This window comes from Proteus hauseri ATCC 700826 (assembly GCF_001654965.1).
GTDB lineage: Bacteria > Pseudomonadota > Gammaproteobacteria > Enterobacterales > Enterobacteriaceae > Proteus > Proteus hauseri.
On record NZ_LXEV01000021.1, the window covers coordinates 109,335 to 133,062 of the forward strand.

General features: G+C 32.2%; 25 protein-coding genes. 15 read left to right on the forward strand and 10 right to left on the reverse strand.

The genetic code is table 11. The features are described 5' to 3' along the window. Window positions 1-54 precede the first annotated feature (54 nt). Window positions 55-276, forward strand: coding sequence for an HP1242/YdcH family protein (locus M997_RS08375; RefSeq protein ID WP_064719659.1), 222 nt, complete (start codon window positions 55-57; stop codon window positions 274-276). A 357-nt stretch (window positions 277-633) separates the two neighbouring features. Further along, window positions 634-1,170 (forward strand): dihydrofolate reductase family protein, encoded by a 537-nt coding sequence (locus M997_RS08380; protein WP_064719660.1) that lies wholly within the window; start codon window positions 634-636, stop codon window positions 1,168-1,170. 1,074 nt (window positions 1,171-2,244) lie between these two features. On the opposite strand, the gene M997_RS08385 is transcribed toward M997_RS08380, so the two are convergent. Then, window positions 2,245-3,000, reverse strand: a complete 756-nt coding sequence (locus tag M997_RS08385) for a hypothetical protein (protein WP_064719661.1) — start codon at window positions 2,998-3,000, stop codon at window positions 2,245-2,247. 286 nt (window positions 3,001-3,286) lie between these two features. Between M997_RS08385 and M997_RS08390 the strand changes: the two genes are divergently transcribed. The 6 genes from M997_RS08390 (at window position 3,287) to M997_RS08415 (ending at window position 7,392) form a co-directional block, all read left to right on the forward strand. Further along, window positions 3,287-3,907, forward strand: a complete 621-nt coding sequence (locus tag M997_RS08390) for a class I SAM-dependent methyltransferase (protein ID WP_109406107.1) — start codon at window positions 3,287-3,289, stop codon at window positions 3,905-3,907. A 71-nt stretch (window positions 3,908-3,978) separates the two neighbouring features. Next, complete coding sequence (locus M997_RS08395; protein WP_064719662.1) at window positions 3,979-4,497, forward strand: GNAT family N-acetyltransferase; 519 nt, start codon at window positions 3,979-3,981, stop codon at window positions 4,495-4,497. 184 nt (window positions 4,498-4,681) lie between these two features. Next, window positions 4,682-4,879 carry a ParD-like family protein gene (locus M997_RS08400; RefSeq protein WP_064719663.1) on the forward strand — a complete coding sequence of 66 codons (198 nt, stop codon included), beginning with the start codon at window positions 4,682-4,684 and terminating at the stop codon, window positions 4,877-4,879. Between the two features lie 12 nt (window positions 4,880-4,891). Further along, window positions 4,892-5,668 carry a type I methionyl aminopeptidase gene (gene map, locus M997_RS08405; RefSeq protein ID WP_064719664.1) on the forward strand — a complete coding sequence of 259 codons (777 nt, stop codon included), beginning with the start codon at window positions 4,892-4,894 and terminating at the stop codon, window positions 5,666-5,668. 325 nt (window positions 5,669-5,993) lie between these two features. Then, a complete protein-coding gene (locus M997_RS08410) occupies window positions 5,994-6,335 on the forward strand; it encodes an antiterminator Q family protein (protein ID WP_064719665.1) in 342 nt (113 codons plus the stop codon). A gap of 193 nt (window positions 6,336-6,528) precedes the next feature. Then, window positions 6,529-7,392, forward strand: coding sequence for a lipase family alpha/beta hydrolase (locus M997_RS08415; RefSeq protein WP_064719666.1), 864 nt, complete (start codon window positions 6,529-6,531; stop codon window positions 7,390-7,392). A 119-nt stretch (window positions 7,393-7,511) separates the two neighbouring features. On the opposite strand, the gene M997_RS08420 is transcribed toward M997_RS08415, so the two are convergent. Further along, complete coding sequence (locus M997_RS08420; protein WP_064719667.1) at window positions 7,512-7,943, reverse strand: type II toxin-antitoxin system HicB family antitoxin; 432 nt, start codon at window positions 7,941-7,943, stop codon at window positions 7,512-7,514. A 257-nt stretch (window positions 7,944-8,200) separates the two neighbouring features. On the opposite strand from M997_RS08420, the gene M997_RS08425 reads away from it, so the two are divergent. Further along, entirely contained in the window at window positions 8,201-8,938 is a 738-nt protein-coding gene (locus M997_RS08425) for a phosphatase (RefSeq protein WP_064719668.1), read from the forward strand. Between the two features lie 131 nt (window positions 8,939-9,069). On the opposite strand, the gene M997_RS08430 is transcribed toward M997_RS08425, so the two are convergent. From M997_RS08430 to M997_RS08450, 5 genes are all read right to left on the reverse strand, one after another. Then, window positions 9,070-10,668 carry a methyl-accepting chemotaxis protein gene (locus M997_RS08430; protein ID WP_064719669.1) on the reverse strand — a complete coding sequence of 533 codons (1,599 nt, stop codon included), beginning with the start codon at window positions 10,666-10,668 and terminating at the stop codon, window positions 9,070-9,072. A gap of 755 nt (window positions 10,669-11,423) precedes the next feature. Then, the gene (gene nqrE / locus M997_RS08435; protein ID WP_064719670.1) at window positions 11,424-12,023 is read right to left on the reverse strand and encodes an NADH:ubiquinone reductase (Na(+)-transporting) subunit E; all 600 of its coding nucleotides are present in this window, start codon (window positions 12,021-12,023) and stop codon (window positions 11,424-11,426) included. A 530-nt stretch (window positions 12,024-12,553) separates the two neighbouring features. Continuing rightward, window positions 12,554-13,102 (reverse strand): class IV adenylate cyclase, encoded by a 549-nt coding sequence (locus M997_RS08440; protein WP_064719671.1) that lies wholly within the window; start codon window positions 13,100-13,102, stop codon window positions 12,554-12,556. A gap of 357 nt (window positions 13,103-13,459) precedes the next feature. Continuing rightward, the gene (locus M997_RS08445) at window positions 13,460-13,852 is read right to left on the reverse strand and encodes a DUF2628 domain-containing protein (RefSeq protein WP_064719672.1); all 393 of its coding nucleotides are present in this window, start codon (window positions 13,850-13,852) and stop codon (window positions 13,460-13,462) included. Between the two features lie 317 nt (window positions 13,853-14,169). Then, complete coding sequence (locus M997_RS08450; protein WP_064719673.1) at window positions 14,170-14,604, reverse strand: universal stress protein; 435 nt, start codon at window positions 14,602-14,604, stop codon at window positions 14,170-14,172. A 629-nt stretch (window positions 14,605-15,233) separates the two neighbouring features. Between M997_RS08450 and ftnA the strand changes: the two genes are divergently transcribed. From ftnA to M997_RS08470, 4 genes are all read left to right on the forward strand, one after another. Then, window positions 15,234-15,737 (forward strand): non-heme ferritin, encoded by a 504-nt coding sequence (gene ftnA / locus M997_RS08455; RefSeq protein ID WP_064719674.1) that lies wholly within the window; start codon window positions 15,234-15,236, stop codon window positions 15,735-15,737. 473 nt (window positions 15,738-16,210) lie between these two features. Continuing rightward, window positions 16,211-16,603: a copper homeostasis periplasmic binding protein CopC gene (gene copC, locus M997_RS08460; protein ID WP_064719675.1), complete on the forward strand. Its 393-nt coding sequence runs from the start codon at window positions 16,211-16,213 to the stop codon at window positions 16,601-16,603. Beyond that, entirely contained in the window at window positions 16,603-17,499 is an 897-nt protein-coding gene (gene copD, locus M997_RS08465; RefSeq protein ID WP_064719676.1) for a copper homeostasis membrane protein CopD, read from the forward strand. The genes copC and copD overlap by 1 nt, the downstream gene beginning before the upstream one ends. Before the next feature lie 47 nt (window positions 17,500-17,546). After that, window positions 17,547-17,888: a YebY family protein gene (locus M997_RS08470; RefSeq protein ID WP_064719677.1), complete on the forward strand. Its 342-nt coding sequence runs from the start codon at window positions 17,547-17,549 to the stop codon at window positions 17,886-17,888. Window positions 17,889-18,188: 300 nt separating this feature from the next. Here the strand turns inward: M997_RS08470 and M997_RS08475 are convergent, their stop codons facing one another. The 3 genes from M997_RS08475 to yebS all read right to left on the reverse strand — a co-directional run bounded on the left by M997_RS08475 (window position 18,189) and on the right by yebS (window position 22,157). Beyond that, a complete protein-coding gene (locus M997_RS08475; RefSeq protein ID WP_064719678.1) occupies window positions 18,189-18,431 on the reverse strand; it encodes a DUF1480 family protein in 243 nt (80 codons plus the stop codon). Between the two features lie 209 nt (window positions 18,432-18,640). Next, window positions 18,641-20,959: a PqiB family protein gene (locus M997_RS08480; RefSeq protein ID WP_064719679.1), complete on the reverse strand. Its 2,319-nt coding sequence runs from the start codon at window positions 20,957-20,959 to the stop codon at window positions 18,641-18,643. After that, window positions 20,901-22,157: a membrane integrity lipid transport subunit YebS gene (gene yebS, locus M997_RS08485; RefSeq protein WP_064719680.1), complete on the reverse strand. Its 1,257-nt coding sequence runs from the start codon at window positions 22,155-22,157 to the stop codon at window positions 20,901-20,903. The genes M997_RS08480 and yebS overlap by 59 nt, the downstream gene beginning before the upstream one ends. Window positions 22,158-22,424: 267 nt before the next feature. Here yebS and M997_RS08490 point away from each other — a divergent pair, with 267 nt between their 5' ends. After that, window positions 22,425-22,922: a GAF domain-containing protein gene (locus M997_RS08490; RefSeq protein ID WP_064719681.1), complete on the forward strand. Its 498-nt coding sequence runs from the start codon at window positions 22,425-22,427 to the stop codon at window positions 22,920-22,922. Window positions 22,923-23,017: 95 nt separating this feature from the next. Further along, a complete protein-coding gene (proQ, locus tag M997_RS08495) occupies window positions 23,018-23,710 on the forward strand; it encodes an RNA chaperone ProQ (RefSeq protein WP_064719682.1) in 693 nt (230 codons plus the stop codon). Window positions 23,711-23,728: the final 18 nt, after the last annotated feature.

The following is a 23,728-nucleotide window of genomic DNA, read 5'->3' on the forward strand; positions in this document are numbered from 1 at the left end:
TGAAACTGAATAGAAGGTTGGTAATTTATAATTTATTACGAAAGGTAAATGCCTATGTTTCCAGAATACCGTGATTTAATTTCAAAACTCCGCCAAACAAATCCTGATTTTCGTGCACTTTTTGATAGGCATAATCAGCTCGACCACGAAATAGTAAGACTCGAACATTCTGATAGAAGTGGTTATGGCAATGAAGTTGTTGAGTTAAAAAAACAAAAGTTACGACTAAAAGAGGAAATTCATCAAGTCCTCAAAAACCCACCAGAAGATGAATAGCCATTGATTAAAATGAAACTTTTTAATGGTGTATTAAGCCATCATTTAAAATTAGATGGCTTTTTTTGTATCAGATATTTTCCTAATAAAAAATAACAGTTGATAGATAAAAATTCAAATAATATCTACTGTAATTAGATAGGTTCTCAATAGAACCGTCAATATATCAGAGATATATTTATGTAATATTCTTGGGTGATATGTTTATATTCCAAAGTACCAGAATATTAATCTTGTAATTAATAAAATTGTAATTTAAAAAATTAATTTTTCTCGTTGTTTTTCTTCTAATTATCTCACAAAATACTTAAAATAATAAATTATTTTATTGGAAGCTAAAATTATTTGGAAAAAAACATGGATATAGTCGTATATATTGCAACAAGTTTAGATGGATTTATTGCGGATAAGCAAGGAAATATCGATTGGCTTATAAATATTGATAATCCTGAAAATTCAGATTTTGGTTTTTCTGAATTTTTAAGCGATATTGATGCGATAGTAATGGGAAGAACAACGTTTGAAACAATACTTAGTTTTGATATAGAGTGGCCATATATACAACCCGTATTTGTTTTAAGTAATACGATGCAAGAATTACCACTTTCTTTACCTGCTAATGTGACACTGATGGCAGGTACTGCTGGAGAGATTAAAAATACTCTTAATACACTAGGTTATAAGCGAATTTATATTGATGGAGGGAAAACTGTTCAAGGCTTTTTCGCTGAAGATAAAGTCGACGAGCTTATAATAACTAAAATACCTGTAGTATTAGGGGAGGGTATTCCATTATTTATTTCAAACAGTAATAAAATAGAATTTAGTCATTGTAAAACAGAAGTATACTTAAATTCTCTTGTTAAATCATTTTATAGAAAAAAGATAATTTAATATTTAAAAATAAATTTGAAGAATATAGCCTTTGTATTTAGGAATATATAAAAATTATGAAAATAATCATGCTGCTATGATGGTTGTTTTCATATAATAAATTAGATATTGTTATATCAATATTTTAATCTATGAGTAATAAAAATAAGGAAAAATCAGAATTAAAATGAAATGGAAATCTTAGTTATATTTGTTGATATTTATAAAATGGTTATTTTATTTATGAGGGAAACTATGCGCATAGCTATTATAATTTATAGTTTTATCAGGTTGTACTGATAATGTTAACTTCGGTGTTGGAACATCAGGGGAGTATAGAGTAGGTGAACGAGTTTGATCTACATTAGTTTGTGGTAAAAATATAAGAACACCAGCGGAGCAAAGAGCAATAAATTCCATGAACAGCAACGTGCTGTTATGAGAGGGGGAAGGGCTGATTTATGAATTATGGCTTCATATTAATAACTTAATAAGGTCAATATATGATGTTGGCCTTATTACTTAATAAATTTAATTAAGCTTGTTAATAATGAAATCACTCTTTTTCTATATTTTCCTTAGGTGTTCCAATTTAGGTGTTCCAATTAAGTTATAATTTTTTTATATATCCACTATTGGATAATATGTCTTTTTTGATTTATAAAAAGATTGTTTTCTTTCTCCATCTTGCTTATATAGTATGGAAAGGTGGTGTAATAAATACAATAGTTGAGTATCTAAATATATTAATTTCTTTATCAAGGTGTTTAGAAATAGGAAGATGACATAATTGTAGATAATCCGCAACACTAGGCATACCACAATCATAAAAATGATAATCTGGTCTAGATGTCGCCTCATGCCATGAACGGAGTTCCTAATTTAGCATAGCGATCCCTTATTCTCAGGTGAATAAATTTAAATGGAATAGGATAATAAATGTGAGTATATAGGAAAAGTATTAAGAGTATATAATTAAGGAAGAGCGATAAGAGTATCATTTATAAAGTTAATAATCTATATGAAGAACCAATACAAATAGCATGTTAATACTTATTACTACGCTATTTATATTGGGAAAATCAGTTGCTAGTATTATGGAATGCAAGGTTCGGGTGCATAGCTGTTATCATCAAGAAAACGTTTTTGACTATAGATACATTTTTGTATTTCTTCAGTAGTGCTTTCTTTTACTTCAAAAACAGAAACATATATTATACCAATATCTTTTTTATCACCTTCAGTATTAAAATTTACATAGCCTTCATCTGCCAGCCCAAAGCGAAAGACAGCTACTTGTTGATCACTTTTTCTAAAGCCTTCAATAAATAGATCGTCTCCAGGTCTTAATAAATAACCTCTATTTTGATAAGAAGCTGATTTACCACTGATTACATCTAAACCATCAACTGTAACAACAACTTCATAGCTTTTCTGTCTGTTAATATTATTTAAGTAAATAATATACCGTTCATTTTCTTTTCCATATAAAGTGTATTGGTTATTTTTAATTTGATATAAAGGTATTATTTTTTTGTCTTCAGCAAGAATGCTCAAATTAATAGGATCTAAGTTAGCCCATTTTATTTTTTGTGAGTTATTTGATGGTTTTCCACTTTGATAGTGAATAGCTGCTATTTCATAAGGTTGTTGGGATAAACGAATTGCATCTACTTTTTGTACTTCAGATTGAATACTTTCACCCCACTTGGTTGAAAGTGCTCTATTTGTTGTTTGTTCCGACGATATATCAGTACTTATTGGATATTTTTTTTCAATCGTTGTACAACCTGATGTGAAAATAAGCACGCTCATCAATGAGAACGACGCTATAATTTTAAATAACTTCATTGACTTTCCTTAATTGTTAATTTTATTAGCTCAAAAGATAGGTGATGAGATAAAACTCGGATATGAACTAGACATTAAATTAAAGGTTATTAATTCAATTGTCTTTCAGTGTATTCTGAGGATATGCTCATCTTAATCTTAAAAATAAAATTAAGAATAAATTTAATTTAAGTCAGTTTTTTTGTCGGAAAGAGTAAGTATAGCAATACTAAAAAGTGTCGATTGAAAATAATTGAGTGCTTCGTTATTTCATATAATTTTTATTTTCTTTATGATGAGGTTATGCATGAGCGAGAATTGGAATAATAGATATCAAGAGTATGAATTTGTTTATGGATATGAACCCAATGTTTTTATTCAATTTATTGCTGAAAAAATAGAATTTAAAGGCCATTCATTAGCGATTGCTGAAGGAGAAGGGCGTAATGCACTATTTCTCGCACACAAAGCAAATCGAGAAAATCAGCCCTTTTCAATAGAACTGTGGGATTACTCTTCTGTTGGTTTGCAAAAGGCCCAAGATAGAGCACAAAAAGAAAATATTAAGATATTAACCCAATGCTTAGATTTAAATGATGTTATGTGGCAAGAGAGTACTTTCCAAAATATTTTCTGTGTTTTTGGTCATTTTCCATCGGAATTAAGGCAGAAAACATTATTAGGAATAAGAGGATCATTAAAAAATGGAGGGTGGTTTATTGGTGAGGTTTATTCTAAAGAACAGTTAAATTATAGCACTGGTGGCCCTCGTTCTTTTGATATGTTGTATGATATTTATGATTTTTTAAATAACTTTGGTAAAGACCGCTTTTATCATTTCTTCGTTGGTGAAGTTGAACGTCATGAAGGTGAATTTCATACTGGAAAATGTCATGTCATTCAGTTTGCTATTCAAATAAAAAAATAATAAACGAAAGCATAAGATATTTACTATTAAAAAATATAAATCCACATAAAAATAAATAGGTTGGAGATAAGGTGAAAAAGAAAAATTTTACTTTTGAGCATATAACAGCTAATGACTGGCTATTTTTTCATGATTTATATATTTCACAGAATGTAATGAAATATATTTCTGGAGTAATGACTGAAGAACAAATTAAAGAGGCATTTGAATCGCGCCTGCCAATATGGAATATCCATTCCACTCATTGGCTTTGTATGGTAATTCGTAATGAAAAAAAAGCCCCAATGGGATTAATCGGGCTTAAGATAGTTGAGTCTCAAGCCGAAGAACAAGGTATAACTGCGGAGGTCGGGTTTATTATAGAACCACAATATGCGGGGCAAGGATTGGCAACAAAAGCGCTAATGAGCATGTTAGTAGATGAAAGATTTAAGTTAATTACACGATTTATTGCCGTGGTTACTGCGGGTAATTTAGCTTCTGAGCAAGTTTTAAAGAAAAGTGGCTTTACTTTTAAAGATATTACTAAAGAAAATTACTTAATTAATAATGTACTTTATGATGATCATAATTATGAGCTTTTAAGATAATAATCAACTAATTATAGTTTTTTGTGTTGCTTTTTGCTATTTATTTGAACGTCTAAACTGCGGTACTAAGATATAGCTTAAATTATTGCAGATAGTTGCGTGTTGAATAGGAATTGAAAGTAAGATTATTTAACTTTATTATATTAGATATATGTTCCGTTACGATTTGTATATAGAGGTTATGGTGGGTATTGTAAAAATCTCTGATGAATTACATGAGTATTTACGTAAAACAAGTAATGTTATGTCACGCTCTGTTAATGCACAGGCTGAATTTTGGATAAAAATTGGCATCCAAGCAGAATTGAATCCAGAGAAAACATTTCCGATGATCATTAGTGAAATGTTAGAAAAAGAAGTGACAAAACAAGAACAAAGATAGAAAGGGAAAATAATGGATAAGATTACCATCAAAAATAACGATGAAATTGAATTAATGCGAGAATCTGGTCGATTACTGGCCCAAGTTTTTATTATGCTTGATGACTTTATTATGCCGGGTATTTCGACGTTAGAAATTAATGATAAAGTTGAAGATTTCATTATTAATGAACTGGGTTCTAGGCCGGCAAGTAAAGGGCAATATGGCTATGAATATGTGCTAAATACCTCTATTAATGAAGTCGTTTGCCACGGTGTTCCTAAAGCAGATGAGCGTTTAAAGAATAAAGATATTATTAATGTTGATATAACGTTGGAAAAAAATGGTTTTATTGCCGACTCAAGCAAAATGTATATTATGCCAGAGGCATCGCCTATCGCTCGTAAGCTAGTAAAAACAACTTATCAGGCAATGTGGGAAGGTATTAAGCAAGTTAAGCCTGGCGCTACATTGGGGGATATTGGGCATGCAATTCAAAGTTTTGCACAAAGTCATGGATATAGTGTTGTAAGAGAATATTGTGGTCATGGTATTGGACGAGAAATGCACGAGGCTCCACAAGTATTACATTATGGTATTCGTGGGCAGGGCGTAGTATTAAAAGAAGGAATGACTTTTACTATTGAGCCGATGATTAACCAAGGGGGCTCAAAAATTAAAACTAAAAAAGATGGCTGGACGGTCGTTACAAGAGATAAAAAATTGTCAGCACAATCAGAACATACAATTTTAGTTACTTCGACTGGATATGAAGTTTTAACTTTACGTCCTAATGAAACGCTACAGTAATGTATTATATATGAGTCATTCCAGCTATTTAGTTAATAAAAGTTTAAGACTGAAAAATATTTTTTTAGTTTAAATGGCTGGAAGTATTATTTTTTATCTCTTTGATTCATTTACTACTCTTCTATTTTTCTACTTATTTTTATTTCTTTATTTATCCTCATATTCTTAACCTGTAGATATAACTTAAAAATATATACTATTGTAATAAATGTAAATATTAGTATAGTTATTATGACTATACTATTTATCTAGTGATAAATAAATGTATTACCTTAATTACTAGAATGTAATTGATTTTTAATAAATTAAAAAACAAGGATGTAAAATGGAAAAGGTATCAAAAATACTGCAGCAATGGGGTTCTTGGATGGTAAGTAATAATGAGGAAATTCAATGTGATATTGAAAAATATAAATATATTATTCCTGAGCGTATAAAGTCGAGGGCTAGCTCTAGTGGAGAACAAGTTCTATTAGTAACTGAACTTATGAGTAATTTATTGAAAAATAATAAAGAAGACTATGAATTACTGATTAATTATTATATTTTTGGTAAAACATTTATTCAGTTAGCAAAAATTCATCAGTGTTCAGATACCTATATTGGGAAAAAACTTAAGAAAGCAGAAGGGATAGTAGAAGGTATGTTAATTATGAGTCAAATTTAATTGAAAATAAATTTTAGATAATGCTTTACGATCTTAAATTATAGGATAGTCTAGCATTGCTAATAGCAAACATTGAATGAAGAAGAGATCTATTATTTTTTGTAATTTCATTCGATATAAATTGTTGTTAGTTATTGCTAACAGGAAGTTTAGCAATATAAACAATTTATGTTAAACCCAAGGAGTGGAAATTATGTCAACACAATACCCTATTATTTTAGTTCATGGCTTATCTGGTTTCGATGATATTGTCGGTTATCCCTATTTTTATGGTATCGCAGATGCATTGAAAAAAGAGGGGCATCAAGTATTTACTGCCTCACTGTCAGCATTTAATTCTAATGAAATTCGCGGAGAACAACTTTGGGAATTTGTTCAAAAAATTCTTAAAGAGACTAAGGCCAAAAAAGTGAATTTAATTGGCCATAGCCAAGGGCCGTTAGCTTGTCGCTATGTCGCCGCTATGCATTCGAATAAAATAGCCTCTGTAACCTCGGTGAATGGTGTAAACCATGGCTCAGAAATTGCGGATTTGGTACGACGTATTGTTAGAAAAGACAGTGTTCCCGAATATATTGCAGATGCTGTAATGAAAGCGATTGGCGTTATTATTTCTGTATTTTCAGGTAATAAAGGAAATCCGCAAAATGCAATTGCGGCACTAGAAGCATTAACTACTGAAAGTGTCAGTGAATTTAATAAAAAATATCCTCAAGGCTTACCTAAGAAATGGGGCGGAGAAGGTCGGGAGGTTGTAAATGGTGTTCACTATTATTCATTTGGTAGCTATATTCAGGGGAGAATTATAGGTGAAAAAGATAATCTACGGGATCTTACTCATGCACCAATGAGAGTACTTAGTGCCTTTTTTACTGAAAAAGAAAATGATGGTTTAGTTAGTCGTAAAAGTATGCGATTAGGTAAATTGATTAAAGATGATTACCCTGAGGATCATCTTGATATGGTGAATCAAGTTGCTGGTTTAGTTGGACGCAAAGAAGATATTATTGCAATTTATACTAATCATGCAAAATTCTTAGCTAATAAAAAACTTTAGTCTTAATAAAATTAATTCTTATTACTATAAAAGTGAGATAAAGAAATAAAATAAGTAGCTTTAATATTTATTAGAGCTACTTTTATTTATTAGTATAAGAGTACTTAAAAATAAAAATATTATTTTTCTTTATTAACAGATAAAGAAATACCATAGCCAAGTAAGTAAAGTGCTTGTTCTAAACTATCTGCTTTTGACGTTTGGTTAATATCAATTAAGCGCTCAATTTGAGCACTTGTTAAATTCATTTTTCTTGCTAAATCTGATTTTTTTGTATTAGTTTCTAAAATGGCATTATGTAGTGCAATTTTTAAACAGCTTAAAAGTGGTAAGTAAACAATAAAATCACCAGGCTCAGCTTCTGATGGTTCAGGTATGGGCATTTTTGCAGAAATAAACTCTTCAAGACCAACATGCAAAATATCCGAAGCTTCAAGTTCGACATCGTCCTTTGTATAGGCCACCGCGTGTATATTCTCAAAATCACGATAGGTAATTTCATAAGTTTCACTTTCTTCATCAAAACTTGCTACTGCTGGATACTTAAACATAAATCGCCTTTTATTTTTGAACAGTAATTGAGCATAAGTTATCTTATTGATGCTAAATATTATGTTTATGATTAAAGCATACTTTGGCAGTTTTATCCTTACTTCTCTATTTTATCTTATTGTTTGATTATCAATGTAAATTAAGTATTAGATAAAAAAGAACAAATAACGGCTGTTATAATTTTAAACAAGTGTTATCTGGTTAAGAAAAAGGCTATCTTATAACTTGTTATTAAGGTTTTTAGAAAGGGGTTATTATGTATCCAGTTGATTTACATGCGCATACCATTGCTAGCACTCATGCTTATAGTACGGTGAGTGAATATTTCCAACAAGCTAAAAAGAAGGGAATAAAGCTATTTGCTATTACTGATCATGGCCCTGATATGGCAGATGCTCCTCACGAATGGCATTTTTCTAATTTACCAGTGATCCCAAGGATTATTGATGGTGTTGGTATTTTATATGGGATAGAAGCAAACATTAAAAATATTAAAGGTGAAATAGATTGCAGTGAGAAAATGAGTAAAAAACTGGATATTGTTTTAGCCGGTTTCCATGATCCTGTTATGGCATCTTTAGGATTGGTTGATAACACCAAAGCGTTAATTGCAACGATAACTAGTGGCGCTGTTCAGATGATAACCCATCCTGGAAATCCTAAATATCCTATAGATATTATGGAAGTGGCAAAAGCAGCGGCATCTAGCAATGTTGCATTAGAAATGAATAACTCATCGTTTATACATTCGCGAGTTGGTAGTGAAAAAAATTGTATTGCAATTGCAAAAGCGGTACGTGATGCAGGCGGATTAATAGCGCTTGGCTCAGATTCTCATATTGCATTGTCACTGGGTAATTTTGATCAAGTATTAAGTATATTAGCGCAAATTGATTTTCCAGAAGAGCGCATATTAAATACAACACCTAGAAAAGTTCTCGACTTTTTGCAATCTCACGGTAAAAAAGAGATCCCCGAATTTAAAGATTTTTAATCATCACTCATTTTAAAATAAGAAGCTATCATGATAATTTGATAGCTTCTTATTTATTTCAATTCTTGCCTTAATCTATAACAGTAAAGAAGGGTGATTTTAAAGTAAATCAGATTGTGTTTAGTTTATTATCATTGATGAAATATAGTGAGTTCATTTTTTAATCTATTGGATTGTGTTTGAAGTAAGTCTAATGAATTAACCAAATCTCTTGTCATTACGGAGTTAGCTTGCGTTGTTTGGTCTAGCTGATTAATAGCATCTTCTATTTGCGCTATGCCATTGCTTTGTTCATCGGTTGATATTGATATATCATGAATCATTTCATTAACATTCGCTGTGTGTTTTGATATATCGACCATGTTATCGTTTGCATCTGCAGCAAGCTGAAAACATTGATTAATTTTTTTGCTAGAATTGGCTACTAATACTTTTATTTCTTTTGAAGCCAAATTACAGCTGTTCGACAGCTCTCTTACTTCTTTGGCTACAACAGCAAAGCCTCTGCCGTATTCTCCCACTCTAGCTGCTTCAACAGCAGCATTTAGCGCTAATAAGTTTGTTTGAAAGGCGATATTATCAATAGTCGTTGTTATATCATTGATTTGCTCTGAAAAGGTGACAACTTCATTCATATTCTCAACCACATTTGCAAGCATCTCATTACTTTGGTTGATCATGGAATCAGCCTTCATTACTAATTCGCAAGAAGTGTGTGTATTTTCTGAATGTTGTTTAGCGGTCACACTTAATTGTCTTATTCCCGCTGAGGTTTCTAATACCGCGGCTGATTGCTGTTCTACACGAATAGCAAGATTATTGTTCATTACTGTAATATCATTTAATTCTAAATTTATGCTATTAGCACTCTGGTTGATATTATTGATTATTTTTTTTATTTGCTCTTTCATTTTTTCAATATGAAATGTGAGATTATTAATTTCAAAAAGTCCTTTAGTTGTCAGTGATGAGGTTAATTCTCCATTACTAATGTCTTCTATGCTATGCATAATTTTATTTAGTGGAGAAATAAAGTATTTTTTCAAGGTAATTTGTACTAAGAATGAAAAAATTATAATCAGAACTGAAATAACGATGAGGCTATAAATAATCTTATCATAGAGTAACTCGCCTTCATTTAAGGCTGTAGTGTAATGATTCTGTAATTGTTGATGATAAGTATTATATTCTTTTTCAAAATTATCTTGATATGTTTGAGTTGGCTGATTTAGGTATTCATATGTCTTTCCTTGCTCTAAGAAACCAAGAAATTCAATTAAAGCCGCATGAAGTTCAACATACTTATTTTCTAATTTTGTCAAGTATTCTTCATTTTCTACTTGGTGTTGCTTATTTTTAAATATATTCCAATTATTTTCTACTTGGACCAATTTCTCTTTTGTTTGTTGAAAAAGTGATGAAATATCGGTATTTGCTGTCGCCATTTTGTTAATAATTAATAAGTGGCGAGAGCTGGCTCTATTTAGAGTATTACGTGTTTGAAGTAAACTTTCCCATGTGTTGTTTAAAATAGATTGTTCATCATAGATACTATCTAGTTTGTTTAAATTTCTTTTGTAATCATTTACTGATGAAAGGAATAGTAAGCAAGCTAAAGAGAATAATAAAATAAGAGAACCTGTTATTAGCCAAACTAAGGTTGTTGTTTTTAAACTAGATACATTCAGAGAAATGCTTGGCAAATAACGTTGTTTGAAGATCTTAAACATAAATAGTTATTTCCTTTTATGATAAAAATATAACTGTGTAATTTATTGATTTTTGAGTTTTATTTTTACTTCCTGTAATAAGGAGTGAAGCAAAGAAAAGAGAAATGAATGAGTGTGATTTTTTGCTCCGTTCTTTGATTTAACGCCACAGATCCTTTTGAAAATAGTTAAATACTAAAAATAGTATCGGCATTTTATAAATATTCTTTATGGTTATTTCTTGTTCATATTGATTAAATTTATGAATAGATTAAATATTGAAATAACCAATTGATTTAAAATGGTTTTATTTTTCTCTGTCTATTGATTAAATTTAATCAATTGTTAAAAAAATAATATTAAATTTCAAAAAAAATTAATGTGTTGATAAATAAAAAGTAAATTGTTTAATTGTTATTATTATTATGTAAATGAATACCTTTATAAAAATAAAACAGCTTTTTATGGCGAGGGAGCATTGTAAAGTGAAATTAAAAATTATAAATAAATTGGAGTGTAGTATATTAATTTGTCTTTATTTGAAAAGTTAGATTGTTTTAAATTTATTTTAGATTGATAACTACTGTGATTGATGAAAATTACAATATTAGATTATATGGTATTTAAATCAATATTATTGAAGTTAGCGGTAAGCAAAATTTAAAACGGAAGAGATAAATCTTCCGTTTAATTTTGCATTTATTATTCGTAGAGATAACAGGTTTTATTTCTGACTAGAAAAATATTATTAAAATAAAGCTAAAAAATAGTTATTTTTAAAGTGAAATACCAGAAAATGACATGAATCCAAGTGACATTAAGCCAACAGTCACAAACGTAATACCTAGGCCTCTTAATCCTCTCGGGATATCAGAATACTTCATTCTTTCTCGTAAGCCGGATAAAGCGACAATAGCTAATAACCAACCAATACCACAGCCTGCACCATAAGTAATCGACTCTGTAAACGTATAATCCCGTTCTACCATAAATATGGTGGCACCAAAGATAGCACAATGAATAGTCAATAAAGGTAAAAAAATTCCTAATGAATGGTAAAGCGAAGGAATAAATTTATCTAAAAACATTTCTAGTATTTGAACTAATGCAGCTAAAACACCAATAAAGGTAATATATCTTAAAAAACCAAGATCAATACCTTCAACAATGACATTTTTCTTTAATATAAAATGATAAATTAAGTTATTGATTGGTGTAGCAATAATAAGTAATGCTGTTACGGTCAAACCTAGTTTTAATGAGGTTTTTACTTCTTTAGATACAGCAAGAAAAGTACACATTCCTAGAAAAAAACTAAGTGCCATATTCTCAATAAAAGTTGCCCTAATAAAAATATTAAGGTGATTTTCAAGCATAAAACCTCCTATTAGTATGTTTTCTTTATTTATTCTAATAAAAACATTGCGTTAATATAAGGGGTATTTAAAAAATATCTTTGCTTTTAGGTGTAAATGGCATTTTTAGCATAATAAAAAGTAACAATAAGTAGAAATTTAAAGAATTATCTTAGTTAGCTCATATAAATGTAGCTTTTGTCTTATATTGTTTTTTAGAATGAAATTTTTAAATTTATCTTTTAATTTTATAAAATAATCCAAATACTTAGTTTATATTGATATATTTAACCAGTTTTAATCTCAATGGTGGTTTTTAATTTCGTGATAAGTCTTAATTAAGTGAAATGGTTAAACTATAAAATAATAGAACCATTTATTTTTATAATAAAAATAGGTTTATAAGGGAATTAACTGAGAAAGTGAGCTTTTATAGCACTTTTAAAAAGTACGTATAGATAGAAAAACTTTTATAAATATGCTTTCTACTCTCTTAATATTGATAGAAATTGATCTTCTTTATACAATAATCCTGTTGGTAAGTTTTATGATTATGGGTGTAGCTCAAGCATAAGTGTTTTATAATTTTTATTTTCTCGCATTGTTTCATTAAAGCCAAATTTAGCTGCTAATTTCTGTAGTTGAGCAGTATAGAAGGGGAGTTTAGTCTGATCATCAGTCATAATAGCAAACTCAGCATAAGAACCCAGTTCATCTATTTTATCGATGGTGAGATGAAACTCGTTTAGAAAATAGATCTGTCTTGATTTTGTGTAGTTTAAATAACAGTCATAACCGAGAGTTTTAAACATAGAAACTGTTTTTTCAGCATCCTCAATACGTACGGCTTCACATTGTGATGAATCTGGTCCTTTTACAATAAGTAGATTTATTCCTGATGGCGACATTTTTCGTACACATAAGCTTATTGTAGAAGCCGAGGGAGCAATTCTATGATGCTCCATATACCAGTCTGTTTCTTGATTATCTTGGGCAAACACAGTTGCACCAGCATTTTTTAGTGCTGTAGCAAATTGAAGTGGGTTTTTTAGGTGATATTTTAGTTCAGCTTCAAATTTACCTTGGAAATGGTCAGACATTTAATGTTTCCTTTTTTAAAAGTAAAGTGAGTATATCATCAATAAAGAGAGTAAATACTAAAGTATCTAAATTGGGAAATAAATAATAATTCTTTAATTTAATTGCATATTTCATTGAAAGATAAGTTATAACTTTAAATAGAAACTAAAGTGTAAACATTAGTTTCTAATTCTGTTGTTTATAATAAATAAGAATAAAGAGAATGTGGAGTATATTGGAGATTAGATGCTGCTACTTATTTTTTGAATGGTTTTATTAAAATAGATAAGAAAGCATTATTAATTAAAGAAAATACTCACATTTGATGTGAGAGATTTAGATAAATAAAAAGGGGCTTAGCCCCTTTTTATTTGAAATCAGAAAATGCCAGCAAATGGATTCCAACCTTGATCATTTTTCTTTTCTTTCAAGTAGTAAGCATAGTTAGCTGTTGCTGCCCACAAGAAGTTTAATGCAATACTTACTGCATTCATAAATGAAGGATTGATAGATAATGCATCAACAATAATGCTGATAACAATAATAATAGCAATGTTTACTGCTAATAAAGTCAATGCTTTACGCCATAAACCGAGGATTAGAAAATAAATAAAACCAAAGAAGAATGCCCAGATGTTCATCCCAATAAGAATACGTTTACCAAAGGCTAATCCTTTATAAGCGGCTTTGTATTCAGGTGATTTAGGCGAACCATATTGCTCGATAAATGCAAAACGCTCTTCCCATTTTGCAGAATATTCTTTATTCATGATAATTCCTTTTAAATAGATAAAAAGTTCTTGTCTAAATGTAAAGAAAAGTATTTTTACATAAATTCACATGGCAAACAATATAAATTTCTTAAGAAGTTATTAATATAGGTTTTAGCATAATATATATAAGTGGATAAAGTTTATGTTGATTTTTTCATAATAATCTTATTGCTAAAATATTCGATTTTAAATCGTTTCATAAAGTGAGAACTATAAAAGAAAATTTTACTTTATAAGCATCAGACAGACAAAAAGATAAGAAATCTGGTTTTTCTAGATGCCAGATTTCTTATATCAATACAAATAGGGTTGGGTTATCGAACAACTAGTACAGAAGATTCTGCATAGCTTACTACTGAAGAGGCTGTAGAACCGAGTAAGTATGTTTTCATACCAGGATTACGTGAGCCAATAACAATAAGATCAGCTTGGATTTTTTTTGCCGTTTCTAAAATTTTATCACGAGGATTACCAATAGAGACATAAAACTGAGTGGTGCTATTTGGTATATCGATATGCGATAAACTTTCTTTTAATGTTGATAATGCAATTTCGATGCGCTGTTTATCACTTGTAAGTCTATCTTGACCAGGGAATGCAAATCCGACAAAGGACTCATAGCTAGGAATAACAGATAAGAAGTGAATATTAAGTTTATCAGCAACAGCCAACGCTTTTAAATGAGAGGTGACTTTGTCTAATAAACCAAGTTCTGTAAAATCAACGGGTACTAGTACTGTTTTTGGCATGGTGGCTCCTAATTAACCTTTATTTTGATTAGGGCATTATCGTTAATTTGCTGCTCGTAAAAACGATAGTTACCTTTTAATCTTATCAGCCAAATAGCAAAATAGTGGAAAAAAAAGGAAAATTTTTATTTTTTGAGATGTTTGTATTTTTTATATGAAAAATAGTGAAACTGGGAACGGCTACTCATTAAAAATGAGTGGCACTATAAAAGAACGCTTATCGCTTCTATTTTTATATAATATCTGGAGTGTCATTTTTTAAGTGTTCTATTTATTTTTCGTGTGTATTAAAGATAGAACGTTAAATTAAAATTAAAGTGTAATTATATAATGTTGATTTTTTAAATTTAACGATTTTTAAAAATTTCTTCTGTATAAATTATAAATATATCTATTTATAATAAAATAAATTTATGTCTATGAATATAATGTATTTTTTTATAAATGAGAATCAATTTCACTATTCGGGTTTATAAAAACAGCTCTGTTACAAATGAGATTGGTTTTTATTTTTATTACGTTTGTAATTTTAAGGAAATAAATAAAAGTATCTTTAAAATTGCTATATTTTTATTTTTAAGTGTGCATAATATTCGTAATGTTAATTTTTATTGTTAGGGAAGTAAAATATGTTACATCAAGATATGATTAATAAACTGAATGAGCAGCTGAACCTTGAGTTTTATTCGGCCAATCTTTATCTGCAAATGAGTGCTTGGTGCGACGATAAAGGATTTGATGGTGCGGCTAAATTTTTAAAAGCACATTCCCGCGAAGAAATGGAACATATGCAGCGCTTATTTGATTATTTAAGCGATACAGGTGCTTTACCTCTACTTGGCGCTATTGATGCTCCTCCATCGGAGTTCTTATCTTTGTCTGATTTGTTTGCTAAAACATATGAGCATGAGCAGTATATTACTGCTGAAATTAATAAATTAGCGCATTTAGCAATGACAACTCAAGATTACTCAACATTTAATTTCTTACAGTGGTATGTTTCTGAACAACACGAAGAAGAAAAATTATTCAAATCTATTATTGATAAATTAGCAATGGTAGGAGAAAGCGGAAAAGCGCTGTTCTTGTTAGATAAAGATTTAAACGCTTTATCAACTTCTGCTCATATTTAATTATTAATAATGAAAGAGGGTAACGCTTTTAGTTAGCTTTATTCTTACTAGACAGTAAAGTTACTTGGCGCTCTGTTATTGTATAACAGGGCGTTTTTTTATACTTAAATCTAAAATGAAATAATTTTTTCTTCTAATTTATGTTCTCTCTTATATTTTTATTATTGCAATAATTAGGATATCTATTTTCGCCTGCAATGCTTTTTATGATGATTATTTGAACAGTAAATTATTTCACATTTATAACAGTTTGAGTGTGTATTGAACTGTTTAGTCTGTCAAAAATGGTATTAAATTTTTTCGAAATGTAAAAATGAGTGATATTTGAGACAGTTCCTGCTCTAAATAACATATATTTTGAGTGTTAGTTCACAACCTTTTATTTCAATGAGTAAGAAGCGAAGATCTTGAGATAAATTTATTATAAAATATTTCCATAAATAAAAAAATCACCTGTAATTTAAGAGGTTATTATGTCATTAAATACACTTAAAACATCTTGGGGCAAATTATCTGCCATCGCTGTTTTATTTTTAGGTATGTCATGCCAGCAAGCATTAGCTCATGCACATTTAAAATCACAACTTCCAGCTGAAGGTGCCGCGATAGAACAAGCACAAGCACCAAAAGTGATCACTCTTGATTTTTCAGAGGGTATTGAACTTGATTTTAGTAAAGTGAAAGTAACCCATGCTAATGGTAAAGAGATCACGGTCGGAAAATTGAGTTTGGATCCTGTTAATAATACAAAGTTGTTATTACCTTTAGAAGGTGAATTAGCTGCGGGTGATTATTCAGTAGATTGGAATGTGGTTTCTGTCGATGGGCACAAAACAAAAGGTTCTTATCAATTTAGTGTAAAATAATGACACCTGAAGACGTTTATATTTTATGCCGTTTTTCTCATTTTGTGGCAGTCATGTTTGTTTTTGGACTGAGTTTCTCGGCTGCCATTCTCGCAAGAGATAAATTTATCCCGCTTATTCAAGTTCGCTTGCGTCCTGCATTAGCTATCTGCACTATCACTCTGTTTATTACAACTTTTTTATGGTTGGTGGTGCTATCAGGTATTATGGGCGATGGCTGGGATGATGCGTGGTCTTTTAATATCTGGAAAGCAGTATTAAACACCACATTTGGCCAAGTGTGGCAATGGCAACTGGTTTTATCTACGCTAGCGCTATTCATGTTGTTTATCCACCAGCGTTATATTCGAAATATTGGTTTACTTATTATTGCAACATTGATGCTTACTTTTCATGCATTGATAGGGCACAGTGCTATGTTTACAGGCACAGAAGCAATTATTTATAAAGTTAACCAAATCGTTCATTTAATTAGCGCTGCATATTGGTTTGGTGGCTTGTGGCCTTTTGTTGTTTGCTTGCAGTTTTTACGAAATAAAGATGAACTGGCTGATGGAATGATCAAACCAATTATTGCGACAATGAAGAAATTCTCTTTATTTGGTCATATTGCGGTTTTTCTTGTTATCGTTAGTGGTGTTATTAGTGCGATTATGTTGATCCCTGGCTGGCCTATCACACAACTTTCTTCTGAATATCAAAGCATGTTGTGGCTTAAAATTGCATTTGTTGGTGTGATGTTAGGCCTCGCGATGATTAACCGTTATGTTTTGGTTCCTCACATTAGACGAAAAAATAATTTTCAGTGGTTACTGATTAATAGTTGGTTTGAACTATTGCTGGGTACCGTGGTTATTTTTACTGTTGCTATCTTTGCGATTAACTCACCAGTATAGATTGTTATATAATCGTAAAAATCTAATCTGTAAAACGAGATATAAATATGAGACGTTTTTTACTCGCGGGTATGTTAATGGTGTTCTCTTTCCAAGCTTTTTCTGCATCGCTCTCAACAGTTAGTAAACTTCAATTTGGAGATGAATGGCCTTTTACTCGTGAAGAAGTGATGCTTAATTGTCGTGCTGATGGAGCTTGGTTTGTGATTAATCCTGCAACATTAGTACAATATCCATTAAATGATATTGCAATGACACAGATGAAAAGCGGTAAAGTAAATGCTCAACTAATAGATGTGATTTTACTTGCTGATCCTAATGATCCTGAAAAGAAAAAGTCAGTAGAAGCGATACAAAGTGCTTTTAAATTGCTTTGTGATAAAAACTAATCAATTGTTTGATATTTCAAAAAAGAAATTTATCTACTTATTAGATTGATTTTATTGATTAAAATTTATCATGTAGAAAATATAGATAGAAAAGAGCGCGTGCGTTATTGGTTTACTGGATTTTTACATATTGTCTACTAATATTTAACAGTAGATAGTGAGATAAATAAAAGTCAGGTTCAACACCGAGTTTTATGTAGTAAACCTTTATGTCCTTTTTAGCGCACGGCTCGTAATGAGCCTTTTCCCTAAGCCAGGTAAATGATTTACCTGGCTTTTTTTATCTGTTTTAACATTATATTACGCCACTTTTAAGATCCAGTGATGGCTTTGCTTATCATAAGCATGGCGATAAAGTAGTATGTTTTTATCCTTCAATTGAGCAGGAATACTTGTATTTTCATCCCATCCATCTAGCTGCATACAAAATTCTTTATCATAATCACATGGAATATGGATATAAGTTAGCTGATTATCACCAGAGTGTTTTAAGGTAACGTCTTCTATTTCATAAGAAGCAATTTTTAAAGTTGTTTTATTCATTGTCATGCTCCGAGGCAGGTGGTTTGTATTGTGCTTTGTTTATATGGTTAGGAGCTAAAGCGATAAAGAAAGCTTTTGAACCAAACAGTTTTAAGCATAGTATAAATGGAATTCATTTCCAAAATATTTTTTGTGAATAAAAAAAGCGGATCATTTTTTGTGATCCGCTTTGAATAAATTGGTTGAAATAAGCCTGAGTTACCTAATTTTTATGGTTTGGGTATCGCAGTTCCCCATTCATCCCACTCTTTAGGTTCTTTTGCATTTAAAATGAAATTCTGTTCCTGTTTAGCTTTTGCTTGTAATGGTGTAGATGGCGGTGTTGCAAATGTAATTCCACCGCGTATAAATTGTTTAAATGTACCACTACGAATAACGCCACCAGTAAGTCCAAAGGAGAAGTTATAGCCTGAAGAGAGCCAAAATTCGGTATTATTTCTAACAAGATATTGATATTTTTTACTAATTCTAATATGAATTAATACTCTATCAGACATATTTCCTAGTTCTAATCCAGTTACCGCACCAACTTCAAGCCCGCGATAATAGATAGGTGTGCCAATTTGCACTGAACCTGCCTCTGTAGCGTTAAGTACTAAATTTAAGCCATCAAGGTAACGAGAGTCTGTAATATTAGCAGCTTGTAATTCAAACTGTCGATAAACGCCGCCATTACCAGGTTCTGCTTTAATATAAGGCTGAATAAGAGAGTCTAAATTATCTAACCCTGATGCTGTTAGTTCGGGTGTAACAACAGCAAAACGACTACCAGAACGAGCAAATGCTTTTACGTAATCAGGGTAGAGAACGGCAGAAACGTTCACTGCTTTTCTATCAAAAGAAAGAGCCAATGATTCAACTTGTCCAATATCAATACCCAAATAGCGAATAGGCATTCCTTCTGAAAGCTTGCTTGCATCATAGGTTTTGAACGTGATTTGAGCACCAATTGCACGGGCACTGGTTTCTGAAGGGTAAAGCTTATAACGTGAAGCATTATTATTAATATTTTCAAAGTTATCAAAGCTGATAGCACCCTTAAGGGCTCTATTCAATGGTGTTGCTTCAACAGTAAGTCCGCCACCATTTAATGAGACTTTTGCTGCACCTTCAGTCCAAAAAACACTTTTTTCAGTAAGAAGGTGGCGATATTGTTTAGAGATATAAACATCAATATCAAACTCATTTATTAAAGGTCGGACATCAGTAATTTCGCCGACTTGAAATTGGTGATAAAGCACGACAGAGCCTTTTTGGATACCCGGTAGGCTAGAGGCTTTTAACGTTAATGTAACGGGCAATTCATTACCATCAATACTTGCTTTAGCATAAAAATCATTACGGTATAGACGATATTGTTCGATAGGTTTGCCTTTATCACCTTGAATTAAATGTATACCACCTTCAAGCCATTCTTGTGGTGTTGCACCTTGAATATCAATGCCATTTAAGCCCATATTGACATTGATACGACTATTAGCAACAAATTTACTATTTTGATAAATATAGTGTTTATATTCGGGGGCTATAATGGCATCAAAAATAACACCATCATCACTTATATTGCGCTGAATTATTTGACCTATGGTTATGCCTCTAAAGAGAATAGGCTGTCCTGCATCAACACCCCAGCTTTCTTCACTGGTTAATGAAAGGATTAAACCATCTTCGCCATAAAGCGCCTTTCCTGCATCAATAGAAGTCGCTGACTGCAATACAAATTGCTGATTTTCTTGTGCTGGTGGGCTATTTTCGGGAGAGTCAAAAGCAATGGCGCCATTCACCAAAGCAGAAACGCTTTCCATTTTAACAGAAACACCACTTTTTAGATCAAAGCTTCCTTGAAAACCAGACACATTCCAAAAGTGACTATCTTGTCGAATAAGATGCGAGTATTGCTTATCGATACTTAATTCAATAAAAATACCTTGGTTATCGGGACGAATGGCATAGCTATAAACTTTACCTACAGGCACTTTACGATAATAAACTTGAGAATCTACATTTAACGATCCTAAGTTATCGGCGGTTAAGGTAATCAATTGTTGGTTTTTATCAATATTAGCTTGAGGACGCACTTCTTGGGCAACAAATGTGAGCTGTTTTTCGCCATCACCCGGTAGCATGCTAATGTAGTTACCCCCAACAAGGGCATCTAAACCAGAAACACCAGACAGGCTTGCTTTGGGTGTTACTAACCAAAATTGAGTATTTTTTCTCAAGGCTGTCGCAACGTCTTTGCGCACATTAGCGGTGACAATGACACGGCGCAAATCATCACTTAATGTCACATCCTTAACAATACCAACATCAACACCTTGGTAGCGAATCGGTGTTCTGCCTGAGACTATTCCTGAGGCAGATTGGAAATCAATTGTAATTTGTACGCCTTTATCTTGCCAGTGCTGAAAAAGCAACCAGCTCGCAATAAAAATGGCGATAACAGGGAGTAACCAAAAAGTCGAAATTTTACGCTTGCGGCGTATCTCGGCTTGTGCTTCCTGAGCATCGTTTTCTTCGTGTTGCATAAGTATCCCATAATAAACGGCTATCCAACCATTCAACGGCAAGGATAGTCAGAATAACAGCAGTACCAAAATAAAAAGCCGCAGGGCCCATTGTGAATGTCATAAGTTGATCACGATTAATCAATGACATCATCAAACCAATGACAAATAGATCTAGCATTGACCAACGCCCAATCCAAGAAACGAAGCGATACAACTTCATTCTAAGTAAAGGGTGAATTTTAGCGTTAAATTGAATAGTGAGAAGCAAACCTAGCAAGATAATAATCTTAAAAAATGGCACAAATACACTGGCGATAAAGACGATAATTGCTATTGGGGTATTGCCAGAATTAACTAGAGCAATAACACCGGAAAAAATAGTATCTTCGTTACGTTGGCCATTAAGATAAAAAATAGATATCGGTAATAGATTGGCGGGTAACAGTAAAATCATTGCTGCAATTAACGCAGCCCATGTTTTTTGTAAGCTCATAGGTTGGCGCGCTAAATAGCATGATTTGCAGCGCGGACAATGTGAGGAAGGCATCGTTTTAAAATGGTAATGACAGGCATGGCAGGTTGCAGGGCTATTTTTTACTTCTTTTTGGGGATAAAACTGCTGCCATAATTGATCCATATTGATGTTAATGAGCATTAGTAGGCTTAACAACATCAAGGCAATAAATGCGATTAGACCATCGCCAAGGTAAACCGTGGAGTAATCACCAAGTTTAATTGTTGCCACACCTAAACCGATTAGATAGACATCTAACATAACCCACTCTTTTAATTTGCCCAACATTAAGAGAATAGGGCGAAGATTAAAGCGTAAGCGAGCACCCAGATGAAGGTACAAAATAGCAATAGGAAGACTAAGAGGGGCAGCAACCGCGCAAAATGCGACCATTGCCGCAGTAAGTGGATCACCTTGTTCTGACATTAAACGTATGCCATCAAGCACATTTGTAGAGATCATTGTGCCTAATAGATGAATTTTGATTAAAGGTTGTGTGAATGCGATTGATGCAAGTATTAGCATCGTTATTGATAAAATTAATAGCCGCGTCAGTGACCAATCACGATAAGAGGCAAGTTTTGCTTGGCACTGTGGACAATATGCGTCTTCGCCGCGTTTAAGCGCAAGCGGAAGTGTGACTAAGTTATCACATTCCTGACAGCGAATAGATTTTGTCTCCATTTTGGATAGGGTGCTCATTAAATCGCCTATATTGTATTTATTCAGACTTATCGTTTGATTAAGCTAAAAAAAAGTATCTATACTCACAGCTTCACAACTTATCATTTTTATTATATTTACGCTTTTTATTTTACAATAATAAGTGTCTGATTTTTTTTGTGAGTCTTAAGCGTATTTTATCGTTTTTTTGCTCGATTCTTAAAAACAGTGTATTCAACCTCAGAGTGAAATAGGCTAAATTACGAGTTATGTTATCTATTTTAGTTATGCAAATAAGGTTTAATGATGCCAAAATCGCTTTTTTATCAGGAACTCACTGATAATTTGTCAGCCTTGTTGTCTGGTGAAAATGATCTCATCGCATCACTTGCTAATACCAGCGCGCTTCTTTACGAGAAATTAGACTCGATAAATTGGGTTGGGTTTTATCTTAATGATGGTGATTCATTAGTTCTTGGCCCCTTTCAAGGTAAAATCGCTTGTGTAAGAATTGGTTTTGGAAAAGGAGTATGTGGTAGTGCATACTCAGAAAACAAAATTTTGAGAGTGGGTGACGTACATCAATTTAGTGGACATATTGCATGTGATAGTGCAAGTCAGTCTGAAATTGTTCTACCTTTAGAAGTAAATGGACAAATTATCGGCGTTCTCGATATTGATAGTCCTATTTTTGATCGTTTTGATAAAAAAGATGAAAATGGGCTTAAAGCCTTGTGTGACGTGCTCTGCGAGCACTTAAAAACTTGTCATACAGCAAAATATTGTGAATTTTGTGTAAGTTAACAGGCGTTTGCCATAGAAATTGTTGGCAACACTATTATAATGTCGCTTGTTCATGCCTGCGCTGGTTGGCAAAACCGTTGTAATCAGGAAATTTCATGGAAAATCAACCTAAGTTGAACAGTAGTAAAGATATCATCGCTTTTTTAGCGGAACGTTTCCCTAAGTGTTTTATCGCTGAGGGTGAAGCTCGCCCTTTGAAAGTCGGCATTTTTCAAGATCTCGTTGAGCATCTAAAAGATGAGACTTCACTGAGTAAGACACAATTACGTTCGGCATTACGCTTATATACGTCAAGTTGGCGCTACCTTTATGGTGTTAAAGAAGGTGCAAAACGTGTCGATTTAGACGGTAATGACTGCGGCGAACTGGAAGCAGAGCATATAGAACATGCTCGTACACAATTAGCAGAAGCGAAAGCTCGCGTTCAAGCTCAACGAGCAGAGCAACGCGCTAAAAAACGCGAAGCTGAAGGTGATAAGGAGACCAGTAAGCGTCCGGCAGCGAAAAAGCCAAATCCTCGTCGTCAGCCACCTAAAGAAGGTGAAAAACGGCAGCCCCGCCCTCAAAGGCAAGCTTCTACAGCGCCTCGCAAGGCACCACGTGAAAATATCGAAAAGTTAATACCAGTGAAGGATACCTCAGTACTTACTGTGGGTCAGGCGCTGAAAGTTAACGTCGGCAGCAGCGTGATGGATGCGACAGTGCTAGAGATAGCGAAAGAGGGTGTACGTGTACAATTGCCTAACGGTTTGGCAATGAATGTACGCACGGAACATTTAAAGTTCTGATACGGAGGCCAACCAGAG

Bases quoted from the DNA above. Each gene is read 5' to 3' on its own strand.
- M997_RS08475 (WP_064719678.1), bottom strand. From the start codon at position 18,431: ATGAATAAAACAACTTTAAAAATTGCTTCTTATGAAATAGAAGACGTT.
- M997_RS08380 (WP_064719660.1), top strand. From the start codon at position 634: ATGGATATAGTCGTATATATTGCAACAAGTTTAGATGGATTTATTGCG.
- M997_RS08490 (WP_064719681.1), top strand. From the start codon at position 22,425: ATGCCAAAATCGCTTTTTTATCAGGAACTCACTGATAATTTGTCAGCC.
- M997_RS08470 (WP_064719677.1), top strand. From the start codon at position 17,547: ATGAGACGTTTTTTACTCGCGGGTATGTTAATGGTGTTCTCTTTCCAA.
- M997_RS08410 (WP_064719665.1), top strand. From the start codon at position 5,994: ATGGAAAAGGTATCAAAAATACTGCAGCAATGGGGTTCTTGGATGGTA.
- copC (WP_064719675.1), top strand. From the start codon at position 16,211: ATGTCATTAAATACACTTAAAACATCTTGGGGCAAATTATCTGCCATC.
- nqrE (WP_064719670.1), bottom strand. From the start codon at position 12,023: ATGCTTGAAAATCACCTTAATATTTTTATTAGGGCAACTTTTATTGAG.
- M997_RS08420 (WP_064719667.1), bottom strand. From the start codon at position 7,943: ATGTTTAAGTATCCAGCAGTAGCAAGTTTTGATGAAGAAAGTGAAACT.
- M997_RS08430 (WP_064719669.1), bottom strand. From the start codon at position 10,668: ATGTTTAAGATCTTCAAACAACGTTATTTGCCAAGCATTTCTCTGAAT.
- M997_RS08450 (WP_064719673.1), bottom strand. From the start codon at position 14,604: ATGCCAAAAACAGTACTAGTACCCGTTGATTTTACAGAACTTGGTTTA.
- M997_RS08440 (WP_064719671.1), bottom strand. From the start codon at position 13,102: ATGTCTGACCATTTCCAAGGTAAATTTGAAGCTGAACTAAAATATCAC.
- M997_RS08375 (WP_064719659.1), top strand. From the start codon at position 55: ATGTTTCCAGAATACCGTGATTTAATTTCAAAACTCCGCCAAACAAAT.
- M997_RS08390 (WP_109406107.1), top strand. From the start codon at position 3,287: ATGAGCGAGAATTGGAATAATAGATATCAAGAGTATGAATTTGTTTAT.
- yebS (WP_064719680.1), bottom strand. From the start codon at position 22,157: ATGAGCACCCTATCCAAAATGGAGACAAAATCTATTCGCTGTCAGGAA.
- M997_RS08385 (WP_064719661.1), bottom strand. From the start codon at position 3,000: ATGAAGTTATTTAAAATTATAGCGTCGTTCTCATTGATGAGCGTGCTT.
- M997_RS08480 (WP_064719679.1), bottom strand. From the start codon at position 20,959: ATGCAACACGAAGAAAACGATGCTCAGGAAGCACAAGCCGAGATACGC.
- proQ (WP_064719682.1), top strand. From the start codon at position 23,018: ATGGAAAATCAACCTAAGTTGAACAGTAGTAAAGATATCATCGCTTTT.
- M997_RS08415 (WP_064719666.1), top strand. From the start codon at position 6,529: ATGTCAACACAATACCCTATTATTTTAGTTCATGGCTTATCTGGTTTC.
- M997_RS08445 (WP_064719672.1), bottom strand. From the start codon at position 13,852: ATGAATAAAGAATATTCTGCAAAATGGGAAGAGCGTTTTGCATTTATC.
- ftnA (WP_064719674.1), top strand. From the start codon at position 15,234: ATGTTACATCAAGATATGATTAATAAACTGAATGAGCAGCTGAACCTT.
- map (WP_064719664.1), top strand. From the start codon at position 4,892: ATGGATAAGATTACCATCAAAAATAACGATGAAATTGAATTAATGCGA.
- copD (WP_064719676.1), top strand. From the start codon at position 16,603: ATGACACCTGAAGACGTTTATATTTTATGCCGTTTTTCTCATTTTGTG.
- M997_RS08425 (WP_064719668.1), top strand. From the start codon at position 8,201: ATGTATCCAGTTGATTTACATGCGCATACCATTGCTAGCACTCATGCT.